Here is a 13,499-nt window from a genome sequence, read left to right on the forward strand (position 1 = left end):
AGGGTTGCCTGGGTTGTTGAATAAATATTGCAGGCTAGTAGCAACGGCGGCAACCGTGGCGCGGACTGCCTAAAAGGTATTATTGTTGGAATTTTGCTCTGACCTCCCCCGCCCCCTCATAGAAAAATAGGAGGGGATAAAAGATGATTTCTGCGTGTTCCCCTCCTGTTTTAGGAGGGGTTAGGGGTGGTCAGTGCAAAACTCCAACAAGAACCTCTTCCAGGGATGAGTTGGGTTGAATGTAAATGTTCATAAGCTTAGTTTACGGTTTTAAACACTTCCACCAGCAGGTCGTTGACTTTCTAGGAAAGTACAACAAAGACGGACGATCATGAATTATTACAATTCAATCATTGATACCATTGGCAACACGCCCTTAATCAAGCTCAATAAAGTTACGAAAGGCATCCGGGGAACAGTGCTAGTAAAGGTGGAGTATTTCAATCCCGGCAACTCGGTGAAAGACCGAATTGCTGTACGTATGATCGAGGACGCTGAGGAACGGGGCGTCCTGAAACCGGGCGGGACGATTATCGAAGGCACCAGCGGTAATACCGGTATGGGCTTGGCGCTGGCAGCTATCGGGAAAGGCTACAAATGCATCTTCACGATGGCCGATAAGCAGTCGAAGGAGAAAATCGACATCCTGCGGGCGGTGGGAGCCGAGGTAGTTGTCTGCCCAACGAACGTATCGCCCGAAGACCCACGGTCCTATTATTCGGTCGCTCAGAAGCTGAACCGCGATATTCCCAACTCGTTTTACCCGAACCAGTACGATAACCCGTCCAATGCGGCTGCGCATTATGAAACGACTGGGCCCGAAATCTGGCGCGATACGGATGGGCGTGTAACACACTTCGCGGCTGGGGTTGGTACGGGCGGTACCATCAGCGGAACGTCCCGGTTCCTGAAGGAGCAAAATCCGAACCTGATCTCGATTGGGTTGGATACCTACGGCTCCGTGTTCAAGAAGTATAAAGAAACTGGCCAATTCGACGAGGGTGAAATTTACCCCTATATGACCGAGGGCATCGGCGAGGATATTCTGCCAAAAAACGTTGACTTCGACGCCATCGATTTGTTCGTCAAAGTAACCGATCGTGATGCAGCTATCATGACCCGGCGACTAGCCCGGGAAGAAGGATTATTTGTGGGTTGGTCGTGTGGAACGGCGGTGCATGGCGCGCTTGAGTGGGCAAAAGACCACCTGAAAGACGATGATATACTGGTTATTCTGCTGCCAGACCATGGTACGCGTTACCTAGCCAAAGTGTACAACGATACCTGGATGAAAGACCACGGATTTCTGGAAGACCGTGCGTTTAAAACCGCCCGGGACATTATTCGCCACAAGAACGGTTCCTCTCAGCTAACCACTATTGGATCGGGTGTCTCGGTTAACCAGGCCATTCACGTCCTGAACCGCTATGGTATTTCGCAGATTCCTATCACCGACGATGATGGCCATATTGTGGGTAGCCTGACTGACTCAACGGTACTGAATCGCCTGATTGAAGACCCTGCCGTGAAAGATCATCCCGTCAGCGAAGTCATGGACAAACCGTTCAAGTTTGTGGGACTGGATAATACGATTGATGCCTTGTCGTCATTAATTGACCGGGATAACAAAGCTCTGCTCGTCCGCGACGAGAAAGAACAAATTCATATTATTACCCAGGCTGATCTGCTGGCTGCTATGACGAACTGAGACGGGGAGGTCTACCGACGGTTATCCCCGCCTTCTACCATGCTGAGGTAGCTCATGTAGCGACTTTCGGCAATTTCGTCTTCGGCGACGGCATCCTTAATGGCACAGCCCGGTTCGTTGAGGTGCAGGCAGTTGTGAAAACGGCACTGATTCAGCCGGTCGCGCATCTCGGGGAAATAATGGCTGATTTCCTCTTTTGCTGTGTCCATCAGCCCTAGCTCCTTAATGCCGGGCGTATCGATAATGAACGTATTGGGAGCCAGCTCAAACATTTCGGCGAAGGTGGTCGTATGAACGCCTTTGTTCGCAAATGAAGATACTTCGTTCGTTCGTAGGTTCAGATCTGGAGCCACCGCGTTAACCAGTGATGACTTACCAACGCCCGAATGGCCTGACAACAACGTTACCTTTTGGTCAAGTAACTGCCGGAAATCTTCGACGCCTTCGCCCTCTGTGGCCGACGTGACCAGGCACTGGTAGCCAATCCGTTGGTAGATAGCAATAATTTCCTGCTGGTACGCCAGTCCATCCTCGCTGAGAATGTCGCTTTTGTTAAAAACGATGGTGGTAGGAATACGAAACGACTCGGCCGAGACCAGAAACCGGTCAATAAAGCCCAGTGACGTACGGGGCATAGCTAACGTAGCCAGCAAAACCGCTTGGTCGAGATTGGCTGCCAGAATGTGGCCGTGCGCCGTTTTGTGGACCGACTGCCGGATGATGTAGTTTTCGCGGGGGGCAATATCAGTTATGATAACGGTGTTCTCAATTTCGTCTTCGACCTCAAACGTTACGTGGTCGCCGACGGCAATCGGATTCGTCACCTTCAGGCCTTTGATTTTAAACTTGCCCTTGAGTCGTCCCTGAAAAATATGCCCGTCCGTATTACGAACGTCATACCAGGAGCCAGTCGAGCGGAGAATTAAACCAGTGTTTGACAAAAGATCAAAAGAATGAAAGAGTGAAAGAGCAGTATAACGTATGAAACAATAAAAGAGCGATTATCAATGTCTTTCGCTCTTTCGTCGTTTCATACGTTCACTCAACAGCAATGCCGCTACCTGCATAACCTTTGCCGTCGCACCAATGTTCCGCAGGACGTAATCGCGGCTGATGCGGGCTGCTTCGGTTTGGTCGCCATACTGTTTTTCAAAGGCTTGGGTAAATGTTTCGGTGTCTTTTACCGGAAAGGCAGCCCCCTCGGCGACCAGATCTACCGCTTCCTGAAATTTGGTGTAGTTAGGCCCAAAAAACAGCGGCATTCCGAACGTAGCGGCTTCCAGAATGTTATGCAGTCCCTTACCGAAGGCCCCCCCAATGTAAGCAAACTCACCGTACTGGTACAACGATGAAAGCATGCCCACGTTGTCGATGAACAGGACATGGGCAGCATCAACGCCTGATTCGTTAACCTGCGAAAAACGAACGGACGATTTTGTTAACTGACCACGCCAGCGCCCAATTTCGTCATCGTGAATATCATGTGGCGCAATGATTACCTTGAGTGGTTGATCAAACTGATTCAGGAACGGAATCAGTACGTCCATATCTGCCTGCCAGGCGCTACCAACAACTAATAAAGGTTGTTCTTGCTTGAACGCCTGAGCTGATGGAATCACTTTCTTGGCAGCCGCTACCTGTGCGACGCGGTCAAAGCGGGTGTCTCCTGCTAACGTTACGTTGTTGATCCCAATGCTGGCCAGCAAGTCGACTGATTCCTGGTTCTGCACTAATAAGTGATCAAAATAACCCAGCAAATTTCGGTAGAACGCGCCGTATGGCTTGAAAAAGAGTTGGTCCTGCCGGAAGATGGCCGAGAACGAAATTATCGGTGTTTGGGTCGCTTTTAATTCGCGCAGGTAGTTGTACCAAAACTCGTACTTAATGAAAAACGCAATCGTCGGTTTAACAAGTTGGATAAACTTACGGGCGTTAGCTGGGGTATCGGCAGGAAGGTACAGGATGAAATCGGCTCCGGCGTAGTTCTTTCTGACTTCATACCCGGAAGGCGAGAAGAACGTCAGCAGAATTTTGTAGTTCGGGTACTGCTGGCGAAAAGCTTCAATGACCGGGCGCCCCTGTTCGAATTCCCCCAGCGAGGCCGCATGAAACCAGGCAATCGGGGCGGTGTTCCCGGCTAGTTTCTGGGTCAACGTATCGACCCAATGCTGTCGCCCTGCCACCCATTGCCGGGCTTTGGGATTAAAGGGAGCAACCAGCCGGAGCAGGGTCTGGTACGCAAAGATGCCGGTGTTGTAGAAGCCCGAAAACAAGGCGATATGCGGTTGGTTATAGACAAAGCTACAAACTCACGGCTAAACCGCCCGCACTATGCAAAGCTATGATACGCTCACTGAAGCACTCGACGGCCTCCGCCAACAGGGCTTCCCCCACGATTACAACCTGAAAGAAGATCACTTAAAATGCCAGCAGAACGCCCTCGAACTGCACCCGGACGACTTTGACATTGTTGACGTATATCGCTTCGAAGGGATGACCGATCCGGAAGACGAAACGGTTTTATACGCCATAAAAGCGAAAGACGGGCAGTCCGGAACACTTGTTGATGCTTATGGCACGTACGCAGAAGCTGTTTCACCAGAAATGGCTGAAAAGCTATCCATGCGATCGAATCGGTAGCGAACTTTTTATCACCTGAAATGATTTAGTTAGTTGCAGATTGCGTGTATATACGATGAACTGGAATAAATTAAACAGCGATAGCCAACTCGCTGAAATCAAAGAAGAATCTGAGAACCAGCCCATCCTGATTTTTAAGCACAGTACAACCTGCTCGATTAGTGCAATGGCGCTGAGTCGGATGGAGCGGAACTGGAGCGATCAGCTTGGCGTGAAACCGTATTACCTTGATTTGCTGGCCAACCGGGCCATTTCGAATAAAATCGTAAATGAGTTCGGGATTGAACACGAATCCCCCCAGGTACTACTTATTCGCAACGGTGAATGCGTATACGACGCATCGCATATGGCCATCTCGTTTGCTGGTTTACAGCAGGCGGTGTAAAGGAAATAGGGTAGAAGAGGATTTTTTCAGGTCTACCTATCGTGGTGGAAGGGAGAAAAGAAGAAAGGTGCTCAAAAGGCACCTTTCTTCTTTTCTCCCTTCCACTTTTATCCTCTCAGCGTAATTCTCGCCCGGTGGCATACTCCACCAATGGGCGGATTGAACTTAGAGACGCCAACCTCGACGGATTGAAGAGCGGGATAAATCACTCGAATCTCTCGAATGATCCGATGAGCGACATGTTCCAGAAGCCGAGCGGGCTGTTTCATCACCCCGGCCGTTATCCGGTATAATTCTTCGTAATTGACCGTAGCACTCAGTCGATCCTGCTCGGCAGCCTCCAGAAAGTCGGCTGTGACCGTAATATCTACTGAGTATTTGTTGCCGATCTTCTGTTCTTCGTCGTAAAAGCCGTGGTAGGAGAAAAACTCCAGCCCCTCCAGACTAATCGTTCCCATAAAAAGCAAGCACTAAATCTGGTCGAAGAAAGAACCTCCACGCTGTGGAGCCGGCTCGTGTTCGGTTGGTGACTCCGGTTTAGTTTCGGCGGGTGCATCCGGCGTAGTAGCCTCAGCCAGCACAGATTCGGGTACTGGCTGGTCAACATGATTTTCGGATGTTGTTGACTCCGATTTTTCGTCCAGCGGCTCACTGCCATGAATGTCAGTTACTGGAATGGATTCAGGAATGGCTGTTTCCCGTTCGGTCAACGGGGGTAATTCATCCACTGAATCAGAAGCCGCCAGGGTTGCTGCAGGTAACTCGTAATCTGGCTTGTGTTGACTATCAGCTTGTTCGTTGTCAGCGGCAATCTGATCGACAACTTCGTCAATTTTGCCCTTCAGATCCTGCTGGGCAAACTTTTTCTCAAACCGGTCAACGCTATCGATAGCATTGTTGGCCATCTGCCGGATCTGCGTAGTCAGGCTTTCTTTATAACCTTCCAGCGCCTTGAAATCGCTTTCGATCACTTTCAGATCGTTTAGAATATTATCCTTCAAGAAGCGGGATTGGTTTTCGGCGTCCTGAATCATCAGGGCTGACCGTTTGCGGGCATCTGCCAGCAGGTCATCGGCTTTCTGACGAGCTTCACCCAGATATTGTTCAGCGGCTTTGTTAGCCTGGTCGGTAATCTGAGCGCTTGTATCTTCAGCCGTTTTTAGGGTTCGGAACAGCGTCATTTCTACCTCTTTCAGCTTGTTTAGCTCTTTTTCAGCCAGTTCAAGCTGCATTTTCAACATTTTATAATCATTCGTCACACGTTCCCATTCCTGAGAAAGCGAGATAAGAAATGAGTCAACATCTTCGGCCTTGTAACCGCGCAACCCTTTCTCGAACGTATGCTGCCGAATTTCAATGGGCGTAATTTTCATTGGTGCGCTTGGGAGTTTAATCTACTGACATTTATCTGACGGTGGTGAAATAACGCCCTTATTATGGATTTTACAAAAAAAAGCAAGGATACATACTATTTTCTGCGGGAACGGGGGATCAAGCTAACGCCCAGATTGAAATCGTACGGTCGTCGCTGGCAGAGAGTAATCGTTGGGGATTGTTGGTCCAAAGTAATTTGTTCACCGACGTGCCATGACCGGCGTGTCGGGCTCGATCGACCACCTTCAGCAACCGAAATGTATCGGCATCCCAGATCTTAACGGATTTATCCATACTAGCTGTTGCCAGCAAGGAACCATCCGGGCTGAATGCAAGGTGATTAATGGCAAACATGTGGGCTACGACATCCTGGTGCAAAGCGTAGGTTCGCTCAGCATCCCATACCTTCAGGTGGGCATCCCGACCCGCCGATAACAAAAACCGGAAATCGGGAGAGTAAGCCAGCGTAAAAACGGAGTTTGTATGACCAGTGATAACCTGCTTGAGGTCAAATGATTCGAGATCAAAGATACGAATCGTATGGTCGCTGTATCCAACCGCCAGCTCGCGCTCAATAGGGTTGACCGCTATACAGCGAGCCGACTGATTCGACGCTTTCAGGTGCCTGCGAACAGCTAGTTGATCTGCATCTAAAACGATGACTACCCCATCGGATAGGGCAATAAAAGCGGTCGTTTTGTGAAAAGCAATGTCGAAAATAGCCGCCGAGGTGAGCTTGACAGAGGCTACTTCCTGTTTGTTGCTGGGATTAATCAGGTGAATACCTTCGTAGTTTTGACCAACCCAGACCAGCCCTGAGGCCGGATGGTGAGCCAATGCATAGACCGACGCCGGAACACGGGCAATTAGTTCACCGAGATCTGGTCGGTTCAACTGCCAGCGAACAACCATTCCGTCGCCCCCCGCCGAGAAAAAATGATCGGGTTTCGAATCGCCCGCAAGCGTATAGACGCAATCAGTATGCCCCCCGAACGTATCAATTTTTTGAATAATCATACCGGTCTAACACGCAGAGACCGATTTCCGGCATTGTGTCCGTAAACTTCCTGCACGTATCTTGTGTTGTTGGCCCAAAATTACATTAAAACCCCATGTCGCAACTGACTACGCTACAGCTAAGCGATGACTGTACCGCCATACTGTTTGCCATTGGTGCGGACGCGACAGAGCAATCACTACGTGCCTGCCTGCCACTAACTGACCCTGAAATAGCCGACCTGACGGCTATTCGACATCCAGCACAGCGGTTGGAATGGCTGGGGTGTCGGGTCGCCGTTCAGCACCTGATTCAGGCGCAGGGGGTACCCTATGCAGGTTTATGGAAAGATGAGTACGGTAAACCACATCCAATTGGTCTGAACTGGCACATTTCGCTTTCGCATACCAGCGGCTGGGCATCGGCCGTTCTCCATAAGTCGCAGCCCGTGGGGATCGACATTGAGCCTATTCGGGAACAGTTTCGGCGAGTAGTTCCTCGCGTGCTGTCCGAAGCGGAGATTGCTCATGCTGCTGGACTGCCTCAACGTCTGGCCGTGTACTGGTGTGCTAAAGAAGCGTTGTACAAACTTTATGGTAAACGGCAGCTTACGTTCCGCGAGCACCTACTCGTTGAGCCTTTTGCTGATGAGGACGACCAGCTAACGGGGCACGTAATACTGCCTCAAGTACGCGAGCAACCCGGCCACGCGGCTGTTACGATCCGCTGCTTTCGAACAGGACCGGGGTTATTGGCCATAGCCTATTAACAGAGAAGTCCGGATGTATTATCCGGACTTCTCTGTTAGCGTTGGGTATAATCGGAGAGGGGGAGGCCATCGCCATCATCCCGAACCGCGTCCATAATCTGTTCCACTTCCTTTACTCGATCGGTATCACCGTTTTTCTCGAACGCCAGGGTTAGGTTACGTAACACCCGCCGAACAATGTCTGCATTCGTGCAGGGTTGATAGAACGTATCCAGCCGTTTTAGATTCAACTGATCAATGTACTGGTCAATATCCTTCTTCGTGAAGATCAATCCCCGGTTAAAAACGTTGATGTAGAACTGCACCCCGCTTTCGTTCTTGTATGTCAGTACGAATAGGTTGGGCAGATTCACACCGTAAACGGGTAAATTCAGACGCCGAGCAATCAACATGTACAGGACACAAAGCGTGATCGGGTTTCCACGGCGCGATTCCAGCACCTGGTTGATCATGGAGTTAACCGGTGAATGGAAATGCTTCGTGTTAGGTGAGAACTTAAGCTTAGTGAAAAATGCACTGTTCATTGCCTTGATCTGCTCGTCGGGATGCATATCCATCTTGAAGTCCACCCAGACATCATAGAACAGTTGTTCAACATCCAGCCGAAGTTTATCCAGCGATAGGTCTGGATATTGGTAGGTGGCTATAATCCACAGACCTTCAAGTAAGTCCATAGCTCCCCCGCTTTTCCATTCACGCATTCGGTCAAGAACCGATTCGTATTGAAGGTCATGAATAATTTCCTCAATGCGCTTTTGTAGTTTGGGGTTGAAACTGCCTTCCCATTCGGTTTCCAGAAGGGGGATCATTTGACCACCTAATTGGCGAATTTGCTGCTCTACATGCTCAACGACTTCGCGATCGTCGTCATCTAGCAGCGAAATAAGGGCTCTCAATTCATTTTCATTCATACGCTTCTACCTCGTTGTCAGTGCGCCCACGATAAAATTCACTTTCGGAAACCTACTGAATATACTACTTTTGTCGGGCTTAGCGAGCCGCTCGGCTAAAATACTAACAAAATTTTTATAAAAAACGGTTTGACTTCCACAGGTAGTTTACCCAAGATTCTGGTTACCGGCGGGGCTGGTTTTATCGGATCGCACACGGTTGTTTCGTTAGTTGAAGCTGGATTCGAACCGGTCATTGTCGACGATTTTTCTAACTCTGAACGGTTCGCTTTAGATGGTATCCGAACGATACTTGGCCGAAGTGTAGCATTCTACCAGGCTGATTGTAACGATTCGGCCGCTATGGAATCGATCTTTCAGAAGGAGCAACTCACAGGCGTCATTCATTTTGCCGCTTACAAAGCCGTTGGCGAATCGACCCGCGAACCGCTCAAATATTACCGGAACAACTTAGAGTCGCTCATGCTCTTATTGGAGCTGATGCCCAAGTACAACGTACCGAATTTGGTGTTTTCGTCATCCTGTACTGTCTATGGACAACCGGAGAAACTGCCGGTCACGGAAGAAACACCCAGACTACCCGCTCAATCGCCTTACGGAAATACGAAAGCGATTTGCGAAGACATCATTCGCGACGTAGTGCAGGCGCAAGCTCCATTGAAGGCCATTGCTTTGCGGTATTTCAATCCTGTTGGTGCGCATCCGTCGGCCGAAATCGGCGAATTGCCCCTGGGTGTTCCTGCAAACCTGATACCATTCATTACGCAGACGGCTGCTGGAATTCGGTCGAGTCTGACTGTGTACGGCGATGATTACAATACACCAGACGGAACCTGTATCCGGGATTACATTCACGTGATGGATCTGGCCGAAGCTCACGTACAAGCGCTGCGCAAGCTAAGCGAAAACACTGCGGAGTCCTTGTACGACGTCATAAATATCGGTACGGGACGTGGCGAAACAGTTCTGAACATTATCAAGACTTTTGAAGAAGTAACCGGCGTCAAACTGAATTACACAATTGGGCCACGTCGTTCGGGTGATGTGGAGCAGGTGTATGCCGACGTAACAAAAGCAAATACCGAGCTGGGGTGGACCGCTAGTCGATCACTAGCTGAGTCACTGACCGATGCATGGCGGTGGCAGCAGAAAATAAGTGCTAAAACCAATTCTTAGTAGTAGTAACGTATCGCATTTAATCATGAAAAAGATATTAATTACGGGTGGAGCCGGGTTTATTGGCTCTCACGTTGTTCGCCTGTTCGTAACGAAGTACCCCGAATACCAGATTTATAACCTCGATGCACTGACCTATGCCGGGAATCTGGCCAATCTGTCGGATATTGAGAACGCGCCAAATTACACGTTTATTAAAGGTGATATCACCGACGCGAAATTTCTGGAGGACATGTTCGCTGAGCTAGAACTCGACGGCGTCATTCACCTGGCGGCCGAGTCACACGTTGACCGGTCGATTACGGATCCCATGTCGTTCGTGATGACGAACGTTGTGGGCACGGTCAATCTACTAAATGCCGCTAAAAATAGCTGGCAGGCAAACGGGGCCGGGGGCACGTCTGCCTTTGAAGGAAAGCGGTTCTACCACGTGTCGACGGACGAAGTGTACGGTTCGTTGCACAATCCAGAAGACTTCTTTACCGAAGAAACAGCTTACGACCCACAATCGCCCTACTCGGCGTCGAAAGCCGCTTCGGACCATTTCGTTCGGGCCTACGGCAATACGTACAAAATGCCGATTGTCCTGTCTAACTGCTCGAATAACTACGGCCCGAATCATTTTCCCGAGAAATTGATTCCGTTGATGATTCACAACATCCAGACGAACAAACCACTTCCTGTTTATGGTAAGGGGGAAAACGTTCGGGACTGGTTGTTCGTTGTCGACCACGCTCGTGCCATTGACACAATTTTCCACACGGGTAAACTGGGAGAGACTTACAATATTGGCGGTTTCAACGAGTGGAAAAATATTGACTTGGTGAACTTGCTTTGTAGCATCATGGACCGCAAGCTAGGTCGTCCCGAAGGAACGTCAGCGCAGCTGATTACCTACGTAACGGACCGTGCCGGTCATGACCTGCGATACGCCATTGATGCCAAGAAAATCATGAACGAACTGGGTTGGCAGCCGTCGCTACAGTTCGAACAGGGCCTTGAAAAAACAGTCGACTGGTTTCTGGACAACCAGCAGTGGCTGGACAACGTTACGTCTGGTACCTACCAGAACTACTATCAGGGTATGTATGCAAACAGATAAAGAGTGAAAGGCCGGGCCGCCGGTGCGGTGAAAGAGTGAAAGAGCAACCTTTCCGGAAGCCGTCTTTCACTCTTTCACCGCACTGGCGGCCCGGCCTTTCACTCTTTCACTCTTTAAAAATAAGATGAAAGGAATTATTCTTGCCGGGGGATCCGGTACACGTTTGCACCCGCTTACGTTGGCAGTTAGCAAGCAGCTAATGCCGGTTTACGATAAGCCGATGATCTATTACCCGCTATCGATTCTGATGCTGGCGGGTATTCGGGAGATCCTGATTATTTCGACTCCCCACGATCTGCCGCATTTCGAGAAACTACTGGGTGACGGCTCCCGAATTGGCTGTCAGTTCAGCTATGCTGTACAACCAAGTCCGGATGGACTGGCGCAGGCGTTTATCATCGGCGAAGAGTTTATCGGCGATGATAAAGTAGCGCTGGTACTCGGCGACAATATCTTCTATGGATCCGGTTTGTCAAAATTGTTGCAGGCGAATAATGATCCAGATGGGGGCGTTGTCTACGCGTATCAGGTGCACGACCCTGAGCGGTACGGCGTTGTCGAGTTCGACGATGCGTTCAATGTACTGTCTATCGAAGAAAAACCCGAAAACCCCAAGTCACACTACGCGGTTCCTGGGCTTTATTTCTACGATAACGACGTTGTTGAAATCGCCAAAAATATTAAACCATCTCCCCGGGGCGAGCTGGAAATTACTGACATCAACCGGGTCTACTTAGAAAGAGGCAAGCTGAAAGTGGGCGTCCTGGATCGGGGAACGGCGTGGTTGGATACGGGCACGTTCGTATCGCTGATGCAGGCCGGTCAGTTTGTACAGGTTATCGAAGAACGACAGGGTCTAAAAATCGGTTGCATCGAAGAGATTGCCTACCGCATGAAGTTTATCAATGCTGAGCAGTTAGAGGCCGTAGCGAAACCTCTGGTAAAAAGTGGCTACGGTCAGTATCTGCTGGATTTACTACGATAAGCGAAACACGTTTTTACTGACAAAACGCCGGGACGATAGCTCCGGCGTTTTTTGTTTGTGTAGTAGTCCACAATGGCCAAAATAATCCTTATCCTGTTTCAAATGTCGACAAGCGTAATTCCTTATTCCGCTACGTAGAACTACGTATTATTTTTACGTAAGTAGCTGTTTATTAATATGTTTAGTCGGGGATGGGGTTTGGCCAGTACTGGACATGTTTGTCTAAACCTTATTTTTAGTGGCGCTTTCCGCTAACTATCCCATTAAAGAGAATTTATCTGTACCAACCAATCACTTTGTTTTATGAAATTAAATGTATTTACAAAAGATGCCGGACGTATTTTAAGTAGCCAAGAAGCCCAAGCCCTAAGGGACACGTATAAGGAGCGTAAACTGGCTGCTCAATTGAAAGAAGATGAGTATATTCGATCCGAATTCTTCGGTGCTGATCAGGTAATGCGTCTTCTATCACAGCCAGGTTGCGTCGGTTTACGTATCCATTATGCCAAACGCTGGGAGGACAAGGATGGCAAGCCAACAGAGACGGGTAAAGGTCAATTGATTCCGCGCGTTCTCCTGACGGGTGTCAATGATAAGGGCGACGATATGCCAGTTTACGCTGATATCGTTGGGCTGAAAGATATGCCAGCTGACGATGGTGGTGGAGGTGCCGTTGGCGATGGATGGACGTGCCCACAGCATTGCCGTAATTGAACCGGGCCTATGTGGGAACGGTTTCTGGATTTAAGCGCCCGGTATCCTCTCGATCTACTTGCTCACTTGAGTGGTCTACTACCCATACTGACCGGACTGATTCGGATTCGGCAACTGAATCGGGTCGGCCTCTGGATATGGCTCCTATTTATCTTTTTCTTTACCAAAGACAGTTATTCGTTGTGGCTGGTATTATTGACCAGGAGTACGACGTTCGTGCAGAACGTAGAAGCGTTCTTCCAGGTCATTTTTATTAGTCAGATTTTTTACTGGTCGTTTGAGTCGAAAAAATCAAGACAGATCATTATTGGCGTACTGCTACTATCACTTGCTGGAATTGCATACACGTATAGCAGCAGCAACGTATCGACAATGTCCATGACAATCGTTCGAGTCGTGTCCATCGGATTCGCACTGGCTTATTTCAATAAGGTGCTGGTGGATATGCGCATCAAGAATGTTCTGCTGCATTCCATGTTTTGGTTCTGCGCAGGGTTATTAGTATACGCGTCCGGTACTTTTTTTAGTATGTTATTCAGTGAATACTGGTATGGGGACATCGCAAAGGTTCCCGCCGAAATTTTTGATCGTTACTGGAATATCTGTCAAACCTTATTTATAGTATTCTGCTGCATTGCAGCAATTGGCCTTTGGGTAAGTAAGCGCGATCAAGAGAATTTTGTCGATACCACCCGGAAAAATCAGCAAGTATTTCTGTAAGTATTGATTCAATAGAGG

At 49.2% G+C, this 13,499-nt stretch carries 15 protein-coding genes; 9 read left to right on the plus strand and 6 right to left on the minus strand.

What is annotated here, in order from left to right:
- Nucleotides 1–331: 331 nt before the first annotated feature.
- Nucleotides 332–1,708 (plus strand): cystathionine beta-synthase, encoded by a 1,377-nt coding sequence (locus ACYVAD_RS14295; RefSeq protein ID WP_461140181.1) that lies wholly within the window; start codon nucleotides 332–334, stop codon nucleotides 1,706–1,708.
- Nucleotides 1,709–1,719: 11 nt separating this feature from the next.
- Here ACYVAD_RS14295 and rsgA read toward each other — a convergent pair whose 3' ends face one another.
- Together rsgA and ACYVAD_RS14305 are read right to left on the minus strand one after the other, a co-directional pair.
- Nucleotides 1,720–2,649 carry a ribosome small subunit-dependent GTPase A gene (gene rsgA, locus ACYVAD_RS14300; RefSeq protein ID WP_461140182.1) on the minus strand — a complete coding sequence of 310 codons (930 nt, stop codon included), beginning with the start codon at nucleotides 2,647–2,649 and terminating at the stop codon, nucleotides 1,720–1,722.
- Nucleotides 2,650–2,712: 63 nt separating this feature from the next.
- Nucleotides 2,713–3,981 carry a 3-deoxy-D-manno-octulosonic acid transferase gene (locus ACYVAD_RS14305; protein ID WP_461140183.1) on the minus strand — a complete coding sequence of 423 codons (1,269 nt, stop codon included), beginning with the start codon at nucleotides 3,979–3,981 and terminating at the stop codon, nucleotides 2,713–2,715.
- Between the two features lie 58 nt (nucleotides 3,982–4,039).
- Here ACYVAD_RS14305 and ACYVAD_RS14310 point away from each other — a divergent pair, with 58 nt between their 5' ends.
- Together ACYVAD_RS14310 and ytxJ are read left to right on the plus strand one after the other, a co-directional pair.
- Complete coding sequence (locus ACYVAD_RS14310) at nucleotides 4,040–4,348, plus strand: phosphoribosylpyrophosphate synthetase (RefSeq protein WP_461140184.1); 309 nt, start codon at nucleotides 4,040–4,042, stop codon at nucleotides 4,346–4,348.
- A 55-nt stretch (nucleotides 4,349–4,403) separates the two neighbouring features.
- Complete coding sequence (gene ytxJ, locus ACYVAD_RS14315; RefSeq protein ID WP_461140185.1) at nucleotides 4,404–4,733, plus strand: bacillithiol system redox-active protein YtxJ; 330 nt, start codon at nucleotides 4,404–4,406, stop codon at nucleotides 4,731–4,733.
- Between the two features lie 107 nt (nucleotides 4,734–4,840).
- Here ytxJ and folB read toward each other — a convergent pair whose 3' ends face one another.
- The 3 genes from folB to ACYVAD_RS14330 all read right to left on the minus strand — a co-directional run bounded on the left by folB (nucleotide 4,841) and on the right by ACYVAD_RS14330 (nucleotide 7,124).
- Nucleotides 4,841–5,191, minus strand: a complete 351-nt coding sequence (gene folB / locus ACYVAD_RS14320) for a dihydroneopterin aldolase (RefSeq protein ID WP_461140186.1) — start codon at nucleotides 5,189–5,191, stop codon at nucleotides 4,841–4,843.
- A gap of 12 nt (nucleotides 5,192–5,203) precedes the next feature.
- Entirely contained in the window at nucleotides 5,204–6,106 is a 903-nt protein-coding gene (locus ACYVAD_RS14325; RefSeq protein ID WP_461140187.1) for a DivIVA domain-containing protein, read from the minus strand.
- 118 nt (nucleotides 6,107–6,224) lie between these two features.
- Nucleotides 6,225–7,124, minus strand: coding sequence for a WD40 repeat domain-containing protein (locus ACYVAD_RS14330; RefSeq protein ID WP_461140188.1), 900 nt, complete (start codon nucleotides 7,122–7,124; stop codon nucleotides 6,225–6,227).
- A gap of 95 nt (nucleotides 7,125–7,219) precedes the next feature.
- Here ACYVAD_RS14330 and ACYVAD_RS14335 point away from each other — a divergent pair, with 95 nt between their 5' ends.
- Nucleotides 7,220–7,873 carry a 4'-phosphopantetheinyl transferase family protein gene (locus tag ACYVAD_RS14335; protein ID WP_461140189.1) on the plus strand — a complete coding sequence of 218 codons (654 nt, stop codon included), beginning with the start codon at nucleotides 7,220–7,222 and terminating at the stop codon, nucleotides 7,871–7,873.
- Between the two features lie 35 nt (nucleotides 7,874–7,908).
- Here ACYVAD_RS14335 and ACYVAD_RS14340 read toward each other — a convergent pair whose 3' ends face one another.
- Nucleotides 7,909–8,784 (minus strand): transglutaminase-like domain-containing protein, encoded by an 876-nt coding sequence (locus tag ACYVAD_RS14340; protein ID WP_461140190.1) that lies wholly within the window; start codon nucleotides 8,782–8,784, stop codon nucleotides 7,909–7,911.
- 129 nt (nucleotides 8,785–8,913) lie between these two features.
- Between ACYVAD_RS14340 and galE the strand changes: the two genes are divergently transcribed.
- The 5 genes from galE to ACYVAD_RS14365 all read left to right on the plus strand — a co-directional run bounded on the left by galE (nucleotide 8,914) and on the right by ACYVAD_RS14365 (nucleotide 13,481).
- Nucleotides 8,914–9,960: a UDP-glucose 4-epimerase GalE gene (gene galE / locus ACYVAD_RS14345; RefSeq protein ID WP_461140191.1), complete on the plus strand. Its 1,047-nt coding sequence runs from the start codon at nucleotides 8,914–8,916 to the stop codon at nucleotides 9,958–9,960.
- Between the two features lie 25 nt (nucleotides 9,961–9,985).
- Nucleotides 9,986–11,062 carry a dTDP-glucose 4,6-dehydratase gene (gene rfbB / locus ACYVAD_RS14350; protein WP_461140192.1) on the plus strand — a complete coding sequence of 359 codons (1,077 nt, stop codon included), beginning with the start codon at nucleotides 9,986–9,988 and terminating at the stop codon, nucleotides 11,060–11,062.
- Between the two features lie 124 nt (nucleotides 11,063–11,186).
- A complete protein-coding gene (gene rfbA, locus ACYVAD_RS14355) occupies nucleotides 11,187–12,047 on the plus strand; it encodes a glucose-1-phosphate thymidylyltransferase RfbA (RefSeq protein WP_461140193.1) in 861 nt (286 codons plus the stop codon).
- Between the two features lie 303 nt (nucleotides 12,048–12,350).
- Nucleotides 12,351–12,761, plus strand: coding sequence for a hypothetical protein (locus ACYVAD_RS14360; protein WP_461140194.1), 411 nt, complete (start codon nucleotides 12,351–12,353; stop codon nucleotides 12,759–12,761).
- 9 nt (nucleotides 12,762–12,770) lie between these two features.
- Complete coding sequence (locus ACYVAD_RS14365; protein ID WP_461140195.1) at nucleotides 12,771–13,481, plus strand: hypothetical protein; 711 nt, start codon at nucleotides 12,771–12,773, stop codon at nucleotides 13,479–13,481.
- Nucleotides 13,482–13,499 lie beyond the last annotated feature (18 nt).

The sequence above is a fragment of the Spirosoma pomorum genome (assembly GCF_054776615.1).

Coding starts and splice junctions, on each gene's coding strand:
- ACYVAD_RS14340 (WP_461140190.1), bottom strand. CDS start 8,784: ATGAATGAAAATGAATTGAGAGCCCTTATTTCGCTGCTAGATGACGAC.
- ACYVAD_RS14325 (WP_461140187.1), bottom strand. CDS start 6,106: ATGAAAATTACGCCCATTGAAATTCGGCAGCATACGTTCGAGAAAGGG.
- rfbA (WP_461140193.1), top strand. CDS start 11,187: ATGAAAGGAATTATTCTTGCCGGGGGATCCGGTACACGTTTGCACCCG.
- ACYVAD_RS14295 (WP_461140181.1), top strand. CDS start 332: ATGAATTATTACAATTCAATCATTGATACCATTGGCAACACGCCCTTA.
- ytxJ (WP_461140185.1), top strand. CDS start 4,404: ATGAACTGGAATAAATTAAACAGCGATAGCCAACTCGCTGAAATCAAA.
- ACYVAD_RS14330 (WP_461140188.1), bottom strand. CDS start 7,124: ATGATTATTCAAAAAATTGATACGTTCGGGGGGCATACTGATTGCGTC.
- ACYVAD_RS14360 (WP_461140194.1), top strand. CDS start 12,351: ATGAAATTAAATGTATTTACAAAAGATGCCGGACGTATTTTAAGTAGC.
- folB (WP_461140186.1), bottom strand. CDS start 5,191: ATGGGAACGATTAGTCTGGAGGGGCTGGAGTTTTTCTCCTACCACGGC.
- ACYVAD_RS14310 (WP_461140184.1), top strand. CDS start 4,040: ATGCAAAGCTATGATACGCTCACTGAAGCACTCGACGGCCTCCGCCAA.
- ACYVAD_RS14335 (WP_461140189.1), top strand. CDS start 7,220: ATGTCGCAACTGACTACGCTACAGCTAAGCGATGACTGTACCGCCATA.
- ACYVAD_RS14365 (WP_461140195.1), top strand. CDS start 12,771: ATGTGGGAACGGTTTCTGGATTTAAGCGCCCGGTATCCTCTCGATCTA.
- rfbB (WP_461140192.1), top strand. CDS start 9,986: ATGAAAAAGATATTAATTACGGGTGGAGCCGGGTTTATTGGCTCTCAC.